The 16413-nt window shown below is 66.6% G+C and carries 17 protein-coding genes; 14 read left to right on the top strand and 3 right to left on the bottom strand.

Annotated features, from left to right (window positions below; all coding sequences use genetic code 11):
• Positions 1–127 precede the first annotated feature (127 nt).
• The 7 genes from NCCP691_RS10190 to NCCP691_RS10160 all read left to right on the top strand — a co-directional run bounded on the left by NCCP691_RS10190 (position 128) and on the right by NCCP691_RS10160 (position 6574).
• A complete protein-coding gene (locus NCCP691_RS10190; RefSeq protein ID WP_220808165.1) occupies positions 128–394 on the top strand; it encodes a type B 50S ribosomal protein L31 in 267 nt (88 codons plus the stop codon).
• A 74-nt stretch (positions 395–468) separates the two neighbouring features.
• Positions 469–1215 carry a sulfite exporter TauE/SafE family protein gene (locus tag NCCP691_RS10185; RefSeq protein WP_220808164.1) on the top strand — a complete coding sequence of 249 codons (747 nt, stop codon included), beginning with the start codon at positions 469–471 and terminating at the stop codon, positions 1213–1215.
• Positions 1216–1344: 129 nt separating this feature from the next.
• Complete coding sequence (locus NCCP691_RS10180) at positions 1345–3060, top strand: ArnT family glycosyltransferase (RefSeq protein WP_220808163.1); 1716 nt, start codon at positions 1345–1347, stop codon at positions 3058–3060.
• Positions 3057–4442, top strand: coding sequence for an MATE family efflux transporter (locus NCCP691_RS10175; RefSeq protein ID WP_220808162.1), 1386 nt, complete (start codon positions 3057–3059; stop codon positions 4440–4442). The genes NCCP691_RS10180 and NCCP691_RS10175 overlap by 4 nt, the downstream gene beginning before the upstream one ends.
• Positions 4439–5371: a PfkB family carbohydrate kinase gene (locus NCCP691_RS10170; protein ID WP_220808161.1), complete on the top strand. Its 933-nt coding sequence runs from the start codon at positions 4439–4441 to the stop codon at positions 5369–5371. The genes NCCP691_RS10175 and NCCP691_RS10170 overlap by 4 nt, the downstream gene beginning before the upstream one ends.
• 139 nt (positions 5372–5510) lie before the next feature.
• The gene (locus tag NCCP691_RS10165; RefSeq protein ID WP_220808160.1) at positions 5511–6143 is read left to right on the top strand and encodes a hypothetical protein; all 633 of its coding nucleotides are present in this window, start codon (positions 5511–5513) and stop codon (positions 6141–6143) included.
• A 233-nt stretch (positions 6144–6376) separates the two neighbouring features.
• Complete coding sequence (locus NCCP691_RS10160; protein WP_220808159.1) at positions 6377–6574, top strand: hypothetical protein; 198 nt, start codon at positions 6377–6379, stop codon at positions 6572–6574.
• Here the strand turns inward: NCCP691_RS10160 and NCCP691_RS10155 are convergent, their stop codons facing one another.
• Positions 6575–7123 carry a thermonuclease family protein gene (locus tag NCCP691_RS10155; protein ID WP_220808158.1) on the bottom strand — a complete coding sequence of 183 codons (549 nt, stop codon included), beginning with the start codon at positions 7121–7123 and terminating at the stop codon, positions 6575–6577. It abuts the gene before it with no gap.
• A 92-nt stretch (positions 7124–7215) separates the two neighbouring features.
• Complete coding sequence (locus tag NCCP691_RS10150; RefSeq protein WP_220808157.1) at positions 7216–7662, bottom strand: response regulator; 447 nt, start codon at positions 7660–7662, stop codon at positions 7216–7218.
• A 166-nt stretch (positions 7663–7828) separates the two neighbouring features.
• Between NCCP691_RS10150 and NCCP691_RS10145 the strand changes: the two genes are divergently transcribed.
• The 3 genes from NCCP691_RS10145 (at position 7829) to NCCP691_RS10135 (ending at position 9965) form a co-directional block, all read left to right on the top strand.
• Positions 7829–8089: a WGR domain-containing protein gene (locus tag NCCP691_RS10145; RefSeq protein ID WP_220808156.1), complete on the top strand. Its 261-nt coding sequence runs from the start codon at positions 7829–7831 to the stop codon at positions 8087–8089.
• 102 nt (positions 8090–8191) lie between these two features.
• Complete coding sequence (locus NCCP691_RS10140; protein WP_220808155.1) at positions 8192–8896, top strand: SGNH/GDSL hydrolase family protein; 705 nt, start codon at positions 8192–8194, stop codon at positions 8894–8896.
• Positions 8897–8921: 25 nt separating this feature from the next.
• Positions 8922–9965 (top strand): SDR family NAD(P)-dependent oxidoreductase, encoded by a 1044-nt coding sequence (locus tag NCCP691_RS10135; protein WP_238482393.1) that lies wholly within the window; start codon positions 8922–8924, stop codon positions 9963–9965.
• A 199-nt stretch (positions 9966–10164) separates the two neighbouring features.
• Here NCCP691_RS10135 and NCCP691_RS10130 read toward each other — a convergent pair whose 3' ends face one another.
• A complete protein-coding gene (locus NCCP691_RS10130) occupies positions 10165–10359 on the bottom strand; it encodes a hypothetical protein (protein ID WP_220808153.1) in 195 nt (64 codons plus the stop codon).
• A 235-nt stretch (positions 10360–10594) separates the two neighbouring features.
• Between NCCP691_RS10130 and NCCP691_RS10125 the strand changes: the two genes are divergently transcribed.
• The 4 genes from NCCP691_RS10125 (at position 10595) to NCCP691_RS10110 (ending at position 16397) form a co-directional block, all read left to right on the top strand.
• Positions 10595–12712, top strand: a complete 2118-nt coding sequence (locus NCCP691_RS10125) for a TonB-dependent siderophore receptor (RefSeq protein ID WP_220808152.1) — start codon at positions 10595–10597, stop codon at positions 12710–12712.
• A 179-nt stretch (positions 12713–12891) separates the two neighbouring features.
• Positions 12892–13953, top strand: coding sequence for a TauD/TfdA family dioxygenase (locus tag NCCP691_RS10120; RefSeq protein ID WP_220808151.1), 1062 nt, complete (start codon positions 12892–12894; stop codon positions 13951–13953).
• Positions 13954–13979: 26 nt separating this feature from the next.
• A complete protein-coding gene (locus tag NCCP691_RS10115; RefSeq protein WP_220808150.1) occupies positions 13980–14984 on the top strand; it encodes an ornithine cyclodeaminase family protein in 1005 nt (334 codons plus the stop codon).
• 3 nt (positions 14985–14987) lie between these two features.
• The gene (locus tag NCCP691_RS10110) at positions 14988–16397 is read left to right on the top strand and encodes a type III PLP-dependent enzyme domain-containing protein (RefSeq protein WP_220808149.1); all 1410 of its coding nucleotides are present in this window, start codon (positions 14988–14990) and stop codon (positions 16395–16397) included.
• The last annotated feature ends 16 nt before the right edge of the window (positions 16398–16413 follow it).

Here is a 16413-nt window from a genome sequence, read left to right as displayed (position 1 = left end):
CCAGATCCTTGATTCCATTGTATAATCGCGGGTTTTCACCCACAGGCAAGTGATTGGCAATCGGGTCGAGAGGCAGCATGGACCGACGAAGTGCCGATTGGCTACCGACAAATCTAGAGGAAGAATCATGAAAGAAGGCGCGCATCCCGATTACCGCGAGGTCGTGTTCCAGGACATGTCGAACGATGAGAAATTCATCATCCGCTCGACCATCCAGACCAAGGAAAAGATCACCGTCGACGGCAAGGAATATCCGCTGGTCAAGCTGGAAGTGACCGCGAGCTCCCACCCGTTCTACACCGGCCAGCACAAGATCGTCGATACGGCCGGCCGCGTCGAGAAATTCCGCCAGAAGTTCGGCAACCGCGGTTCCCGCACTTCCGCAGCCGGCTGATCAGCCAGGCTCCAAAAAATCCCGGTGGCTCGTCCCCCGGGATTTTTTTTGCCCGTTCGCTTTCGCCCCCGCCCATGGATTCCGTCACCCTCGTCGTGATTGCCGGCGCCGTCATGGCGGGCTTCGTGCAGGGTCTGTCCGGGTTTGCCTTCGGCCTGGTGGCGATGTCGGTCTGGGCCTGGACGCTCGACCCGCGCCTGGCGGCGGCAATGGCCGTCTTCGGCGCCCTGACCGGGCAGATCGTGGCGGCGGTGATGGTGCGGCGGCGTGTCGAATTCTCGCTGCTGCTGCCCTTCCTCGCCGGCGGCCTGGCCGGCATCCCGCTCGGCGTCTGGCTGCTGCCCGCGATGAATGTCGACCTCTTCAAGGCGGTGCTCGGCACGCTGCTGGTGCTGTGGTGCCCGGCCATGCTGATGGCCGACCGCCTGCCGCGCATCGTCCGCGGCGGACGCATCGGCGATGTCGTGGCCGGCATGCTCGGCGGCGTGATGGGCGGACTCGGCGGCTTCAGCGGCACGCTTCCCACCCTGTGGTGCACGCTGCGCGGCTTCGACAAGCATGCCCAGCGCACGGTGATCCAGAACTTCAACCTTGCCACCCTGAGCGTGACGATGGCGGTCTACCTGTCCACCGGCCTGGTGACGCGCGAAATGCTGCCGATGTTTGCGATCGTCGCGCCGTCGATGCTGATTCCGTCCCTGCTCGGCGCGCGGCTGTACATCGGCATCTCCGAGGCCGCCTTCCGCAAGCTGGTACTGAGCCTGCTCACCGCCTCCGGCGTCGCCCTGCTGGCATCCTCGCTGCCGAAACTGCTGGCCTGAGGCGGGACGTCCCGGCGCGGCGCAGGCTGTTTCGCCCTGTCCATGCCGGTTTTCCGGCACAATATCGGCCACCCTTGCATGCCTGCCTCCGGCCGGCGCGGGGATCAGAACAAAAGCAAACTTTCCTTCATGAAGCCTGTCCGCCTGCCCGCAGCCGCCACCAACGCCCTACCCCGCCGGATCCTGTTCGCCCTGTGCCTGCTGTACATCCTGCCGGGCCTGTTCGGCCGCGACCCCTGGAAAACCGACGATGCCGCCAGCTTCGGCATCATGTGGACCATGGCCCGGGGCGGGCTGGAGGACTGGCTGTGGCCGCATCTCGTCGGCCTGCCGATGGCGGAGAAAGGCCCGCTGGCGGCCTGGATCGGCGCGCTCTGCATCAGGCTGTTCGACTGGATCGCCGGCGCGCCCTTCGCGGCCCGCATCGCGACCATCGGCTTCTTCCTGCTCGGATCTTCCGCCGTCTGGTACAGCACCTATCTGCTCGGCCGGCGCCCGGAAGCGCAGCCGCAGCGCCTGGCCTTCGGCGGACAGCCCTCGCCGAGCGATTACGGACGCACGCTGGCCGACGGCGCGCTGCTGATCTACCTCGGCTTCCTCGGCCTGCTGCTCATTCTTCACAGCACCAGCAGCGAAGCGCTGCAGGTATCGATGGTCGCGCTCTGCCTGTATGGCGCGATCCGCCTGTTCGAATCCGGCACCGCCGCGGCGGGCGCCCTGTTCGGCCTGGCGCTCGGCCTGCTGGCGCTGACCCGCGGCTGGGTGCTGCCGCTGGCCCTGTGGACCGGCATGCTGACCCTGGTGTCGATACGGGAACGAAGGCTGCTCTGGCGTCTGCTGCTGATCTCCCTGCCGGTGGCCGTCGCGGTGGCGGGCAGCTGGTGGCTGGCATGCCGTATCGTGCGGCCGTTCACCAGCTCGCCGTTCGATGCGTGGATGGTCTGGAACTACAGCCAGGTGGGCATGCCGTCCTGGAACGCCCTGCGCTACCTCGGCAAGAACGTCATCTGGGCCGCTTGGCCGGCCTGGCCCTTCGCGCTGTGGGCCATCTACGCCTGGCGGCGCCAGTCGCAGGCGCCGCACATCACGCTGCCGCTGACCTTCCTCGTCGCCGCATCGGTGCTCGCCCTGTTCGCCGCCAAGCCGGACGAGGGCACGCTGCTGCCGCTGTTGCCGCCGCTGGCGATTCTGGCCGCATTCGGCCTGCCGACGATGAAACGCGGCGCGATCAATGCGGTCGATTGGTTCTCGGTCATGACGCTGACCGCCTGCGCCGCCTTCATCTGGCTCGGCTGGATCGCCAAGCAGACGGGATGGCCGGCGTGGCTCGCGCGCAATGCCTTCAAGCTGGCGCCGGGCTTCAAGCCGGAGTTCGGCCCGGTTGCGTTCGTGGTCGCGCTGCTGGCGACCGCGGGCTGGTTTGCGCTGGTGCAATGGCGGGTCTCGCGCCGGCCCAAGGTATTGTGGCGCGCGGTGGTGCTGTCCTCGGGCGGCGTCATCCTGTGCTGGGTGCTGCTCGCGACGCTGTGGATGCCGTGGATTAACTACGGCAAGAGCTATGCGGGGGTGGCGCGCCAGCTGGCGGAAAAGCTGCCGGCCGGCGCGTATTGCGTCGAGACCAATGTCGGCACCGCGCAGCGCGCTTCCTTCGCCTATTTCGGCGGCGTGCCGTTCGCCGGCTTCACCGACACGCGCTGCGATTTCCTGCTGCTGCAGGACAACCGGCGGGGACGCGACGACGCCATGGTCCTGCGCGAGCGCCGCGAAGAATGGCAGCTGCTGTGGGAGGGGCGGCGGCCGTCGGACCGGCATGAACGCTTCCGTCTCTACAAACGCGCGAATTGACAGAAAACAGACAAGACAACCGCCGCATACTCGCACTGGCCTGGCCGATCCTGGTCGGGCAGCTTGCCGTGATCGCCAACGGCGTCATCGATACCGCGATGACGTCCCGCTTCTCCGCCACCGACCTGGCCGCGCTGGCCATCGGCGCGTCGGTGTATGTCAGCATCTTCGTCGGCCTCAACGGCGTGCTGTCGGCGCTGTCGCCGCTGATCGGCCAGCTGTTCGGGGCGCAGCGCCATGAGCAGGTCGGCGCCGAAGTCAGACAGGGCGTCTGGCTGGCGCTGTTCCTGACGCTGGGCGGTGGCGTGCTGCTGCTGTTCCCGCAGCCGCTGCTGTCGATCGCGCATGCCTCGCCCGAACTCGCCGAAAAGGCTTCCAGCTATTTGCGCATCCTGGCGCTGGCCCTGCCCGCCACCTTCGGCTTTCGCATCTACGCCAGCCTCAACACGGCGATCGGCCGGCCCAAGATGGTGATGGCGCTGCAGGTCGCCGGCCTGGCACTGAAGCTGCCGCTCAATGCGCTGTTCATCTTCGGCGGCTTCGGCATTCCCGCGATGGGCGGGCCGGGCTGCGCCGCGGCCACCGCGCTGACCACCTGGATGGCCTTGCTGGCGGCCCTGGCGGTGCTGCGCAGCGACCCGTCCTATCGCCCGTTCCGGCTGTTCGCGGGCGGACTCGGCAAGCCGAAATGGGCGGCCCAGCGCGAACTGCTGCGGCTCGGCATCCCGATGGGCCTGAGCTATCTGATCGAGGTCACCGCCTTCACCTTCATGGCACTGTTCATCGCGCGTCTCGGCGCCAATGCGGTGGCGGGCCACCAGATCATCGCCAACTTCGCCACCGTGCTTTACATGCTGCCGCTGTCGATGGCGAGCGCGACCGGCACGCTGGTGGCGCAGGCGATCGGCGCCGGCAGCCATGCCGACGCGCGCCGCATCGGCATGGCGGGGATACGGCTGGCCGCGCTGCTGTCGGTGAGCACCGGCTGCGCGGTATGGCTGGCGCGCGACCTGATCGTGCGCGCCTACACGCCGGACCCGGTGATCATCGCCGCCGCGCTGCCGCTGTTCGTCTATATCGCCTTCTACCAGCTGTTCGACTCGGTACAGGTGACTACCGCCTTCGTGCTGCGCGCATACAAGATCGCGGTGATCCCCACCGTGATGTACGCGGTGGCGCTGTGGGGCATCGGCCTTGGCGGCGGCTACCTGCTCGGGCTCGACCCGCTGGGCATCAGTCCGCAGCCGCTGCGCGGCGCCGCCGGATTCTGGCTCGGCAACAGCGCCAGCCTGGCCCTGGTCGCCGCCGGCCTGCTCTGGTATCTGCGCATCGTGCAGCGGCACGCGGGGCGGGAAAGAACAACTTCACGGGAGCTTGCATGACACGCGTAATCTGCATAGGCAATACGACCCTCGACAAGATCTGGCCGCTCACGCAGCTGCCCACGACCGGCGGCAAATACCGCGCTTCCGACTACCTGGAAGTCGGCGGCGGCATGGCGGCCAACGCCGCCGTGGCGGTGGCCAGGCTGGGCGGAAACGCCGCTTACTGGGGCCGGGCCGGCGACGACAGCGCGGGGCGCACGATGGTGCAGGAAATGACGGACTACGGCGTCGACGTCTCGCAGTTCCGGCTGTTTGCCGGCGCCCGCTCGTCCACCTCGGCGATCCTGGTTTCGGGCGACGGCGAACGCGCGATCGTCAATTTCCGCGGCGCCGGGGTGCCCGACGACGCGGGCTGGCTGCCGCTGGAGGAGGTGCGGTCGGCGCAGGCGGTGCTGGCCGACATCCGCTGGGTGGAGGGCGATGTCGCGGTGCTCGGCGCGGCGCGCGCGGCGGGCATTCCCACCGTGCTCGATGGCGAGATCGCGACCGCGGCGGCGTGGCAGGCGGTACTGCCGCTGGTCGACCACGCGATCTTTTCCGAACCCGGCCTGCGTTCCTTCATGGACACGCCGATCGAGACCGACGCCGACCGCATCGCCGCGCTGCGCAAGGTGCGCACGCTTGGCTGCCGGATGGCGGCGGTGACGCGCGGCGGCGAAGGAACGATCTGGCTGGATGAAACCGGCATCCACTTCCAGATGGCATTCACCGTCGACGTGGTCGACACGACCGGCGCCGGCGACGTCTTTCACGGCGCCTATGCGCTCGCCCTCGGGGAGGGGCAGGCGATCCCGCAGGCGGTGAGGTTCGCCAGCGCCGTGGCCGCGCTCAAGTGCACCCGTCGCGGCGGCCGCGCCGGCATTCCCACGCGCGCGGAGGTGGAAAGCTTTCTCGCGGACCAGGGCGGCAGGCACATGCCGCGCTGATCGCACGGCAGGATCGGCAGAGCGCGTGTACTTTCTACCGGCCCGCGCGCGCTGCGGCGCCGCCGAGGGCACAGAACGGGCAGTGGCACGGTGCTTGCAAACCGGGCGGGGCTCCAACAACCCCCAAAGGAGCAAGACGATGAACGCACAGCTTACGGCGATCGCCGCCGCGCTAGCGCTGTCCTTCGCCTCCGTGGCACATGCGCAATCCTCCGGCAGCAGCGGGTCTTCCGGCGAGCAATCCCAGCAGACCGCCAAGCAGCAGATCGAACAGCAGCACAAGGCCGCGACTGAAAAATGCGACAGCATGCAGGACAACGCCAAGAAGATCTGCAACGCCGAGGCGGATGCCCAGAAGAAGATCGCGGAGGCACAGCAGAAAGTGACCGGCCGCGATACCCCGAAGAACCGGCTTGAACTCGCGGAGACCAAGGCCAAGGCCGAGTATGAAGTGGCCAAGGCCCGCTGCGGCGACCAGGTGGGCGACGCGAAGAAGAATTGCGAACAGCAGGCCAAGGCGACGCAGGATCTCGCCATCGCCCAGGCCAAGCAGCAGGCGCAGTCGGCCTCCTCCAGCGGCGCCAGCTCCTCGGGCGGCAGCGCATCGGGAGGAAGCAGCGCATCGGGCGGCGGCACGCCGGGAAGCAGCGCCTCGGCATCAGGCACGCCGCCGTCTTTGCAGCAGCCGCCCCAGCCTTCGGCGCAGCAGCCGTCGTCGGGCAGTCAGCAGCCGCCGCAACAGCAATCCGGCCAGCCGCAGCAGACCCAGTAAATCACGCACCCAAGAAAAGGCCCTCGACGCCGAGGGCCTGAATACCTTGGGGATGCTTCATCACCTGTAACGTCCGGCCCGCGACGGACTTTAGGGACGCCCCCGCTTTTGCCATTCCGCAAGCGAGCGTTGAAACAGCGTTTTGGTTCCAGGCTGCGTTTGTCGGCGCTCAAGAAATGTCACTGCTCGCGGATGACAATCCTTCCATTCGGCAAATAGAAGGGGAGGATGCAATGACCGGCTGGACGGACGATCTGGAAACAGTCTCATTCTTCATGCAGGCCGCACTGGTTCTGCTCGGACTGCATCTGTCGGTGCTGGCGGGCTTGCTGGCACGCTGGCTGTTCGAAAGGGTGGCCGTCGCGCGGCCGCCGGAATCGGCGCCGGAGACAGGCGAGGCGCCGGAGCGGGTACTGCCGAAAGCCGCCTGATCAGCAGCCGTAGCGCTTGGCGCCGTCGACGATACGGTACTCGCCGTGCCGTCCGACAAAGCAGATGCCTTCCACCGACTGCTTGGCCACGGCCTTTTTCAGTCGCGGCTGACGCCGGAATTCCCAGGGCGGCACGGCATTCGGATGCGACCAGAGTCCGCGCTTGTCGCGCCGCGCGATGGCTTCCAGCCCGGGCAGCGACAGATCCTTGTTGTACTCGGTATAGACCCAGGCAAGCCCGCGCTCGACCTGCACGCGGCTGATATCGACGCCGCCGCAGGTCACGGTCGCGACCACGCGCCCGTAGGCATCCACGTCGCGCTCCTGGTATTGCGCCTGCTTGCCGAAGCACAGCGACGACAGCGATTGCTTCGCCTGCTCCGAGAACGCCTGGTTCTTCTCCGGGGCATCGATGTCCGCCACGCGGACCACCACCGGCGACTTGCCTACCTGGATGGTCAGCGTGTCGCCGTCGGTGATGCCGACGACCTTGTTTGCCCAGGCGGGGGAAAGCAGTGTCAGGCCGAGCAGGGAGAGCAGGAGTTTCATGCAGCCAATTGTACGGACGCCTGATGACGCCGTGATGAAGCGTGACGAGAAGTTGCGTCTTTGCAACACGGCCGCGGCGGGCGCGACGCGTATCAGGCCGGCCTGACCGCCCCTTGCGGCGGCTCGTTGTGAACCGTCCAGTAGCAGCCGAGATCGGCGACGACGCGCATCAGCTCCTGGAAGTCCAGCGGCTTGACCACATAGGAATTGACCCCGCCCGCATATGCGCTGGCGATGTCCGCCTCCATGCGCGACGCAGTGAACATCACCACCGGCAGCTGCGCCAGTGCGGGCGTGGTCCGGATGGTCCTGAGCACTTCGATGCCGTCGATCTTGGGCAGCTTGAGATCGAGCATGATCAGCGAGGGCAGGCCCGCTGGCCGCCCCTCGAACGCGCCGCGCGCAAACAGAAAGTCGAGCGCCTCCTCGCCGTCGCGGGCGACCACGACTTCATTGCCGAGACGATGTTTGTTGAGCGCGTGGAGGGTGAGTTCGAGGTCGTGCGGATTATCCTCGACCAGCAGGATAGGTTTGGCCATGATCAAAGCGTGATTTGTGAAGCGGCATTAGACAAAATCCCGTGCACTTATGCAAGTGGGGCCCATGCCGGGAAAGCGTCGGAGGCTAACGCCGCTACTGTTTCCAGCGAAACAAAATCGGTTATCCTCCCGGCTCATCAACCTGTCGACGCCTGCCCTTTCTTGCATGATTGACCCCGCCGATTCGGTCACCCTCGCCCTGCCGCAACCCACCCGGGTCCGTTTTGTCGCGGGCAGCCGCGTGCATACCGCCACGCTCGACCAGGACCTGTTCGGCGACTGGACGCTGACCCAGTCCTGGAGCGGCCCGCATGGCAGCCGCGGCGGCGGCAGGATCACCCGGGTCGCCAGCTTCGAAGCCGGGATGGCGCTGATGCAGGCGCTGGTGCGGAAACTCGGCAAGGACGGCTATCGCCTCGCGCCCTGAGGGCGCCCCTCTCCTTCAACCCGGCGGCGTCACCGGCGCGAACGCCGCGTGTGACCCGCGGTCGAACATCGACCGCAACGCATCCTGTTACGCAAGACAGGCATGAAGATCTCACGCAGGCAATTTCTCGTTTCCATGCTCGCGGCGCCGGCCGCCCTCGCCTCCATGTCCCATATCGTTCTGCTCGGCGACTCCATTTTCGACAACGGCAGCTATACCGGCGGCGGCCCCGACGTGATCAGCCAGGTGCGCGGCCTGATGCCGGGAGGCTGGAAGGCAAGCCTGCTCGCCGTCGACGGCGCCACCACCGCCGGCATCCCCCGGCAGCTGGAGCGCCTGCCGTCCGGCGCCAGCCATCTCGTACTCAGCGTCGGCGGAAACGATGCGCTTGGCGCGCAGCACATCCTGCAGTCGCGGGTCGCCACGACGGGCGAGGCAATGATGCAGCTCGGCCGCGCGGTCGCCAGCTTCGAGTCGGCCTACCGCAACGCGGTCGCCGCCTGCCTGCGGCCGGGTCTGCCGCTCGTCCTCTGCACGATCTATAACGGCAACTTTCCCGACCCGCAGTACCGGCAGCAGGTGACGACGGCGCTGGCCGTCTTCAACGACGTGATCCTGCGCACCGCCATCGAGCACCGGCTCGGCCTGATCGAGCTGCGCCAGATCTGCAACGAGGCGCGGGACTACGCCAATCCCATCGAACCCTCGAGCCGCGGCGGCGAAAAGATCGCGCGCGCGATCATCGACGTCGTCACGGCAAGGACCGATGCGCGGCGACGTTCGCTCGTCATCGGCGCGCCACCCTAGGATTTCAATGCAACGGAGACAGGCCATGACATGGACAGCAGCAGGCTTCAGGCAAGGCATCGCAACCCTCACCCTCCTGCTGGCAGCCTTGCAGCTGACCGGCTGCGCGACCGGCGGCCAGCGGCAGCAGGATGAGCTGGCCCAAATTGCGGGCAAGACCTATGTGGTGACCGGCGCCTCCAGCGGCATCGGCCGCGGCACGGCGCTCAAGCTGGGCGCGCAGCGCGCCAACGTCGTGCTCGCGGCGCGGCGCACCGAGGTGCTCAAGGAAGTCGAGGCCGAGGTTCGCGCCGCGGGAGGCACGCCTCTCGTCGTCACCACCGATGTCGCCAATCCGCAGGAAGTGGAAAGACTCGCCGCGGCCGCCGTGCAGCGCTTCGGCCGCATCGACGTGTGGATCAATAACGCGGGCGTGGGCGCGATCGGTCCCTTCGAAGCCATACCGCTGGCCGACCATGCCCGCGTCGTCGACGTCAACCTCAACGGCGTCATCTACGGCAGCCATGTCGCGCTGCGCCAGTTCCGCAAGCAGGGGCACGGGCACCTGGTCAATATCGGCTCGGTGGAGAGCGAGGTGCCGGTCGCCTACCACGCGTCCTATTCGGCGACGAAAGCCGGGGTGCTGGCGCTCGGCCGTGCGCTGAACGAGGAGATCCGCCACAGCGGCGCGAAGAACATCGCCGTCTCCACCATCATGCCCTTCGCCACCGACACGCCGTTCTTCGATCATGCGGCGAACTACACCGGCCAGAGCCCGCGCCTGGTCATGATGGACGATCCGCAGAAGGTCGCCGACGCCATCGTCCGCACCAGCGTCAGGCCGGACGAGGAAGTCGCCGTCGGCTGGAAGGCGAAAAGCGGGGTGGCGAGCCACAAGCTGATGCCTGACCTGACCGAACGCGCCACCGGCATCGTCTCGCGCGAATATCAGATGGAGAAGGAAACCGCCGCCCGCCAGCCGCCCACCTCGGGCAGTCTGCACAAGCCCCTGCAGGCGGGGACCTCGGTCGACGGCGGCATACGCAAGCGCATGCAGGAGGAACGCTCGCGCGCGTCGCAGTCGAAATAGCGCGCGGCGCTGGAAACGACAGGCCCTCCGCGATGGAGGGCCTGAAAAATGGTGCTGGTATTGCTTCCGACCGCCAGCTCCGGTGGATGCATCCTCTTCTTCTGCAAGCCTCGTCTCACCCGGATGAATGCATGAGGGGATTCTGGACGGGCAAGCGAATCGTGCCCCTGATATCGCCCAAGTATCCGATTGGCGGACGTCAATCCTTGCGCGCCGCGCCGATCACGCCGGCAAGCAGGAGCGCGAAGCCGACGAAGAAAACGAGTTCTCCGCCGGAAGCGGACGCGACGTCCAGGATCATGACGGCCATGCCCGTCAGTATGACGGCCATCCCCACGGCCATCGCAATCGTCCAGTAGTTCACATTGTCGACGTTGAAAATCCAAGGCCGCAATTAAACCCTTTTTGGGAAGCCAGCAACATCCCATGAACATGGGGAGCAACCGCGCGTGTGAAAATGCCACAGCGTCAACTTTTTTTGATAATGATTCTCATTCGTGCTATCTTCGAAACCTCGTGAGTGAGTGCACGCACTCCTTCTGAACCGCGCGTGGCCATCCCCTCTGCGGCCCGCGCTTCAACAGGCGATCGATCGCCCCGGGAGGCAGGTTTTGTCGACAAGAACAGGAATGAAGCCCCTTGCAATTTCCGCGGCCTGCATGCTGGCCGCATCGCCGCTCGCCCTGAGGGCCGAGACCGGCGCTCAAGACAATGCCGGTCTGGCCGAAGCATCGGCGCGGCATCCCGAACAGGTCATGCCGGCCGTGGTGGTCGGCGGGAGAAAGCCGCTGTACGACGTGCGCGATGTCAATCTCGGCGCCTTCGGCGCGAAGGACGCTTTCGACATCCCGCTGTCCATCCATTCATATTCATCCGTGCTGATGGAGAATCAGCGCGCGCGCACACTCAACGACGTCGTCCGCAACGACCCCGCGGTACAGAATGCATCGATCGGCGGCGCCTTCGATCACGTCAGCATCCGCGGATTCGAGACCGACTGGGTGAACACCATGCGCCGGGACGGACTGAGCATCGCGCCCTACCAGGATGTGCCGCTCGAAAATGTGGATCGCGTCGACGTGCTCAAGGGGCCGTCCGGCTTCCTGTACGGTTACAACTCGCCGGGCGGCACCATCAACCATGTGCTCAAGCGCCCCACCGCCAAATCCTTCGTCAGCGCGACCGGCGAGCTGCGCAACCATGACGGCCGCTACGCGCACGTCGATGCGGGCGGCAAGTTCGGCGACGATTCGCCGCTCGGATACCGTGTCAATGCCGCCGTCGAGAAGGTCGGGAATTTCCGCCACGCGGACGACCTTTCCCGCCGCTTCCTCAGCGCCGCCATCGACTGGAAGCTCAATCGCGACGCCTTGCTGCGCTTCGATTTTGACGCGCAGGAAAAGGAGCTGGCGGCGCAGCCGCTGATCGGCGTGCAGAGCGGGGGACGGCTGCCGCCGGCAATCGACGGCCGCACCCTGCTCGGCCAGCCCTGGCTGCAGTACGAGACACGCACCCACAACGTCGGCGCGCGCTTCGACATGGGGCTCGGCGAGGGCTGGTCGTTCACCGCGCAGCTCAACCGCTCGTACAACAGGCGACTCGCCGCCTTCCCCAGCGTGTATGAAGTGGCCGCCAACGGCGACATAGTCAGCGGCGACATCTTCCTGTCCCCCGACCAGACGTTCAGGACCACTTCGGGGCAGGCCTTCGTCACCGGCCGTTTCGCCACCGGCGCCGTCGGCCACGAGATCGTTACCGGCATCTCGGGCCGCGACTACGAGGCGAGGGACGCCGGTTATGCCATCCTGCCGCACACGGTCGGCAATATCTTCAACCCGGTTTACAGTCCCGAACCCGAGCTGCCCGCATCCCGGCCGAAGAACCTGACCGAGAACCGCCAGTCCTCACTGTTCGTCAGCGACCTTCTGAGCTTCGGCGAACGCTGGCAGGCGATCGTCGGCGCCCGGCACATCCGCTATCACAATGAATTCACGCGGCCCGGGACCCCGACCGAGCACTACCGGAAAAACTCCACCGTGCCGAGCGGCGGACTGATCTTCAGACCGACCAGGCGGGTAATGACCTACGCCAGCTATTCGGAGGGACTCGAACAGGGCGGCATCGCCCCCTTCAACTCGGCCAACGCGGGCGAGGTCATGAACCCGGTCAAGAGCGAACAGCTCGAAGCCGGCATCAAGGCGGAACTCCTGGACGAGCTGAGCTTCGGCGCCGCCGTCTACGAGATTGAAAAGGGTCTGCAAGCCATCAACAGCGACAACGTCTATGTACAGGACGGCCGCCAGCGCCATCGCGGTCTCGAGCTGACCGTCAGCGGACAGCTGACGAGAGACCTGGCGCTGGTCGCCGGCCTCGGCTTCATCGACACCGAACAGGTCGGCAATGACGATGTCCGCACGCGCGGCAAGCGCACGCCCAATGTGCCGAGGCGGCAGGCCAGCATCTTCATCGATTACCGCGTGCCGGGCATCGCCGGTCTGCACGTGAACGGCGGCGCGTATTACGTCGGCGCGCGTCCGCTCGACGGTAGCAACACGGTCGAGCTGCCAGCCTATACACGCTTCGACCTCGGCGCGCGCTACGTGACGACGATAGGCGGACGCAAGACGACGGTGCGCGCCCATGTCGACAACCTCACGGACAAGCGTTACTGGGCCGCGGCGAGCTTCGGCAGCGTCTACCCGGGCAAGCCGCGCACCGTGAGCGTCTCGGCGCAGGTCGAGTTTTGAGAACCTGGGGGCCGGAGCGGTCCCCCAAACCGGTTTCGCCTCTGCCCGCGCGCCTCCGCGGGCGATGCCGAAACAGATTCGTTCAGCACAGCCAGCCCTGGCCAGCAGTGAGGAATTGCTCGCAGTTGTCCGCAATTGCGGCAGTTTTTATTTCTCCAGACAGGAAAAGGAGCATGCACATGGCACAGGCAAGTCCAACGCTCGGCATCCACCATTCATCCGCGGTCTATACGCATCGCCTGACACAACCCGAGCTGGCCTCGGTGGCTAAGCTGGTCGACGAACTGACGCGCAGTTTCGGCAGCGTCGAGACTCCCGAATTCGCCGATGCGTGCACGCTGTGCGCACAGCAGCTGCCGCGCGGCCTGCGCGAGCTGGCACACCGCTTCAAGTATCTGCACCTGCCATACGGCGCGATACTGCTGCGCGGCGTGCCAGTCGACGACGAACGCATCGGCCCCTCGCCCAGCCACTGGGACGCTCCCTGGCGTAACCCGCCGACCCTGCGCGAGGAAGTCGCGCAATGCCTGCTCACCGCCGCACTCGGCGACATCTTCGGATGGCGGACGCAGGAAAACGGCCGCTTCCTCCGCCACATCGTGCCGATCGAAAAAGATCGCGACGAGCAGCTCGGCGGCGGCAGCAGGGTCACCCTGGTGTGGCACAACGAAGAAGCGTTCCACGAGTACCGCAGCGATTTCCTGTCCATCCTTTGCTACCGCAACGACGAACAGGCCGAAACCGTGCTGTCGCATGTCGGGGACATCGATATTCCCGGGGACAAATGGGAAATCCTGTCGGCGCCGCGATTTGTGATCCTGCCCGACAAGTCGCACCTGCCCGACCAGAACATCAGCAGCCAATGGCGGCTGGAGGACGCCGCTTTCCAGCATGTCCGGCGCATGTATGCCGAACCGAAGCCGGTCGCCGCGCTCTCCGGGTCGCGGCGGCGGCCCTGCATACAGGTCGACGAGGCCTTCATGCGGGCGGTGGACGGCGACACCGAGGCGGCGCGGGCCTTCGAATGGCTATTGCGCGAGTTCGATGCACGGAAACACGGCATCGTGATGCAACCGGGCGACCTGCTATGGATAGACAACAAGCGCACCGTGCATGGCCGCTCGGTCTACCAGCCGAATTACGGTCCGCGCCACCGCTGGCTGCGGCGCGTCAATGTGACCCTCAACCTGCGCGCATCGCTGCCCTATCGGGAGAGCCCGACCGCCCGCCAGATCGTCTGAGCCCCCGAACCGAGCAAGGAATCGTCATGCCTCCCACCCTTACCGCCGAAGCCGGCACACTGCGCACACTGAGCAGACAGGATCTGGCGCGCGTCGACTATTCGCTGTCGGAAGTACTGGAAGCCGTCCGCGGCGCGTTTCTCGCCTGCGCGGAAGGCCTGTCGGCCAACCCGAGAAAGCTGAGCGTCAAGGCCGCGGACGGCCGCTCCGTTGCATTCGCGATGCTGGGCCGCGATGGCGAAGGCCAGACAGTCGCGTTCAAGACTTCATACAAATTCACGGGCAGTGCAGATGGCGGGCAAGCCCGCGCGTACTACACCTCGCTGCTGCTCTACGACGATGCGACGGGTCTGCCGATCGCACTGATGGACTGCAGCCTGGTGGGCGCCTTGCGCACACCCGCCGCTTCAGCACTGATCGCGCGGGCGTGCGCGCGACGGGATGCGGAAACCGCCCTGGTTGTCGGTTGCGGCACGCAAGGCCAGAACGCCCTGCCCTTCCTGGTCGAAGCGATGCCGCAATTGCGCCGCCTCATCCTGCACGGCCGGCACGAGCAAGGCCTGCAGGCGGCGCTGGACAGGATGCGCTACTTTCATCCGCAGCGGCAGGTCGAGTTGTCGCACGATCTGCGGGCATCGGCGCTGGCGGCGGACATCATCGTCGGCGCCAGCGGCCCGGCGTCCGCCGAGGCAGTCCGCGAAGAATGGGTCAAACCGGGCGCCGTCGCCATCCTGGTCGGCCACGGCCTGCATGCGGATATTCTGCACGAGGCCGACTACCGGGTCGCCACCAGCGCGGCGCAGATGCAACTGACCGGCACCGACCTCGCCGACCCGCAAGGCGTGTTGCCCGGAGTGGACGCCGAACTGCCCGGCATCCTGCTTGGCCGGCAACCCGGCCGCGTCGACGGCGTGCAGCGCATCTTCGCCTACAACAGCGGGATGGTGGTGACCGACATCGCGGTCGGGCGCCTCCTCGCCGAGCGTGCGCTCGCCCAGGGCCTGGGTCAGGCCGTGCACTTGTGGAGGTGAGGCATGCAATGCACGGAGCCACGGAACGCGATCGAAGCCCTGCCCAGCCTGCCGCCGATCATCCATCCCCTGACGAACGAACTGATCGGCAGGCATCCGGCGCTGATCGCCGAGCTGATCCACGGTCTCGGCCCTGCCCTGCACCTGGTACTGCCCGAGGTCTTCGACGACACGGTGAAGCAGTTCCAGAAAGTCCTGGCCTCGGCCGGCGTCGACGGCTTCATCCTGTTTGCAAAAAAGGCGAACAAGGCCCGCTGCTTCGTCGAGCGTTGTCCGGCGCTCGGCATCGGCGTCGACGCGGCCAGTCTGCAGGAAGCCGGACAAGCCCTGGGCTGCGGCGTACCGGGACAGCACATCGGGGTGACCGGACCGGCCAAGCATGACGACTTGCTGCTGCTCGCCTTGCGGCAGCACTGCCTGGTGGCGATCGACAGTCTCGACGAGCTGCGCCGGTTTGCTGCGCTCGCCGCAAGGACCGGCGGCCGCGGACGGCTTTTGCTGAGGCGGCAAGCGCTGCCGACCGCGGGTCCTGCAGCCAGCCGATTCGGCATGACGGCGGCGGAATGCGAGGAAGCGCTGCGGCTATGCATCGCGCAGCGGCAGCATATGACGCTGGAAGGCTTCAGCTTTCACCTGTCGGGCTATTCGGCGGCGGCGCGCGCCGTCCATGCCGACCGCATGATCGATGCCTGCATCGATGCGCAGCGGCGCGGGCTGAAGCACTGCCTCTCCATCAACATCGGCGGCGGCATCGCAGTGCGTTATGCGGAACAGGCGGCCTGGGACGCGTTCATGCAGCGCCAGCAGGCGTCCCACTATCACGCGGCGAAATCCTTCCCGGATTTCTATCCGTATCACCCGGCCAGCCACGGGCCGGCGATGCTCGCCGAGATTCTGGCTGCAGCGCCTGGTGCGACGGGCATGTGCCTGGCGCAGCGCCTGCGACAGCACGGCATCCGGCTGCTGCTGGAGCCCGGCCGCGCATTGCTCGACCAGGCCGGCTTTTCCGCCTTCCTGGTCCAGGGCCTGAAGGACCGCGCCGCCAGCGACGGCTACGGCATCGTGACCGTCGGCGGCACCAGCTTCAGCCTCTCGGAACAGTGGTTCAACAGCGAATATCTGCCCGATCCGATGCTGCTGGACGCCGGTGAAGCGGACGGCGGCTACGCCGCCTGCGTCGGCGGCGCCAGCTGCCTCGACTCCGACATGCTCAGCTGGCGCAAGGTGCGCTTCGTGCGTCGTCCCCGGGCAGGCGATGTCCTGCTTTACCTGAATACGGCCGGCTACCAGATGGACTCGAACGAATCGCCGTTCCACGACTTGCCATTGCCGCCGAAGGTCGTCGTCTCGATGGAACAGGGGCCGCCGCGCTGGCGGCTGGACACCCGCCCCGGCGCCGCCGCAACGGCTTGATCACTCCACTCGGAAA

This window comes from Noviherbaspirillum aridicola (assembly GCF_019656455.1).
Lineage (GTDB): Bacteria > Pseudomonadota > Gammaproteobacteria > Burkholderiales > Burkholderiaceae_D > Noviherbaspirillum > Noviherbaspirillum aridicola.
Note: the sequence above shows the minus strand (reverse complement) of the source record. Positions and strands in the feature narration are given on the sequence as shown.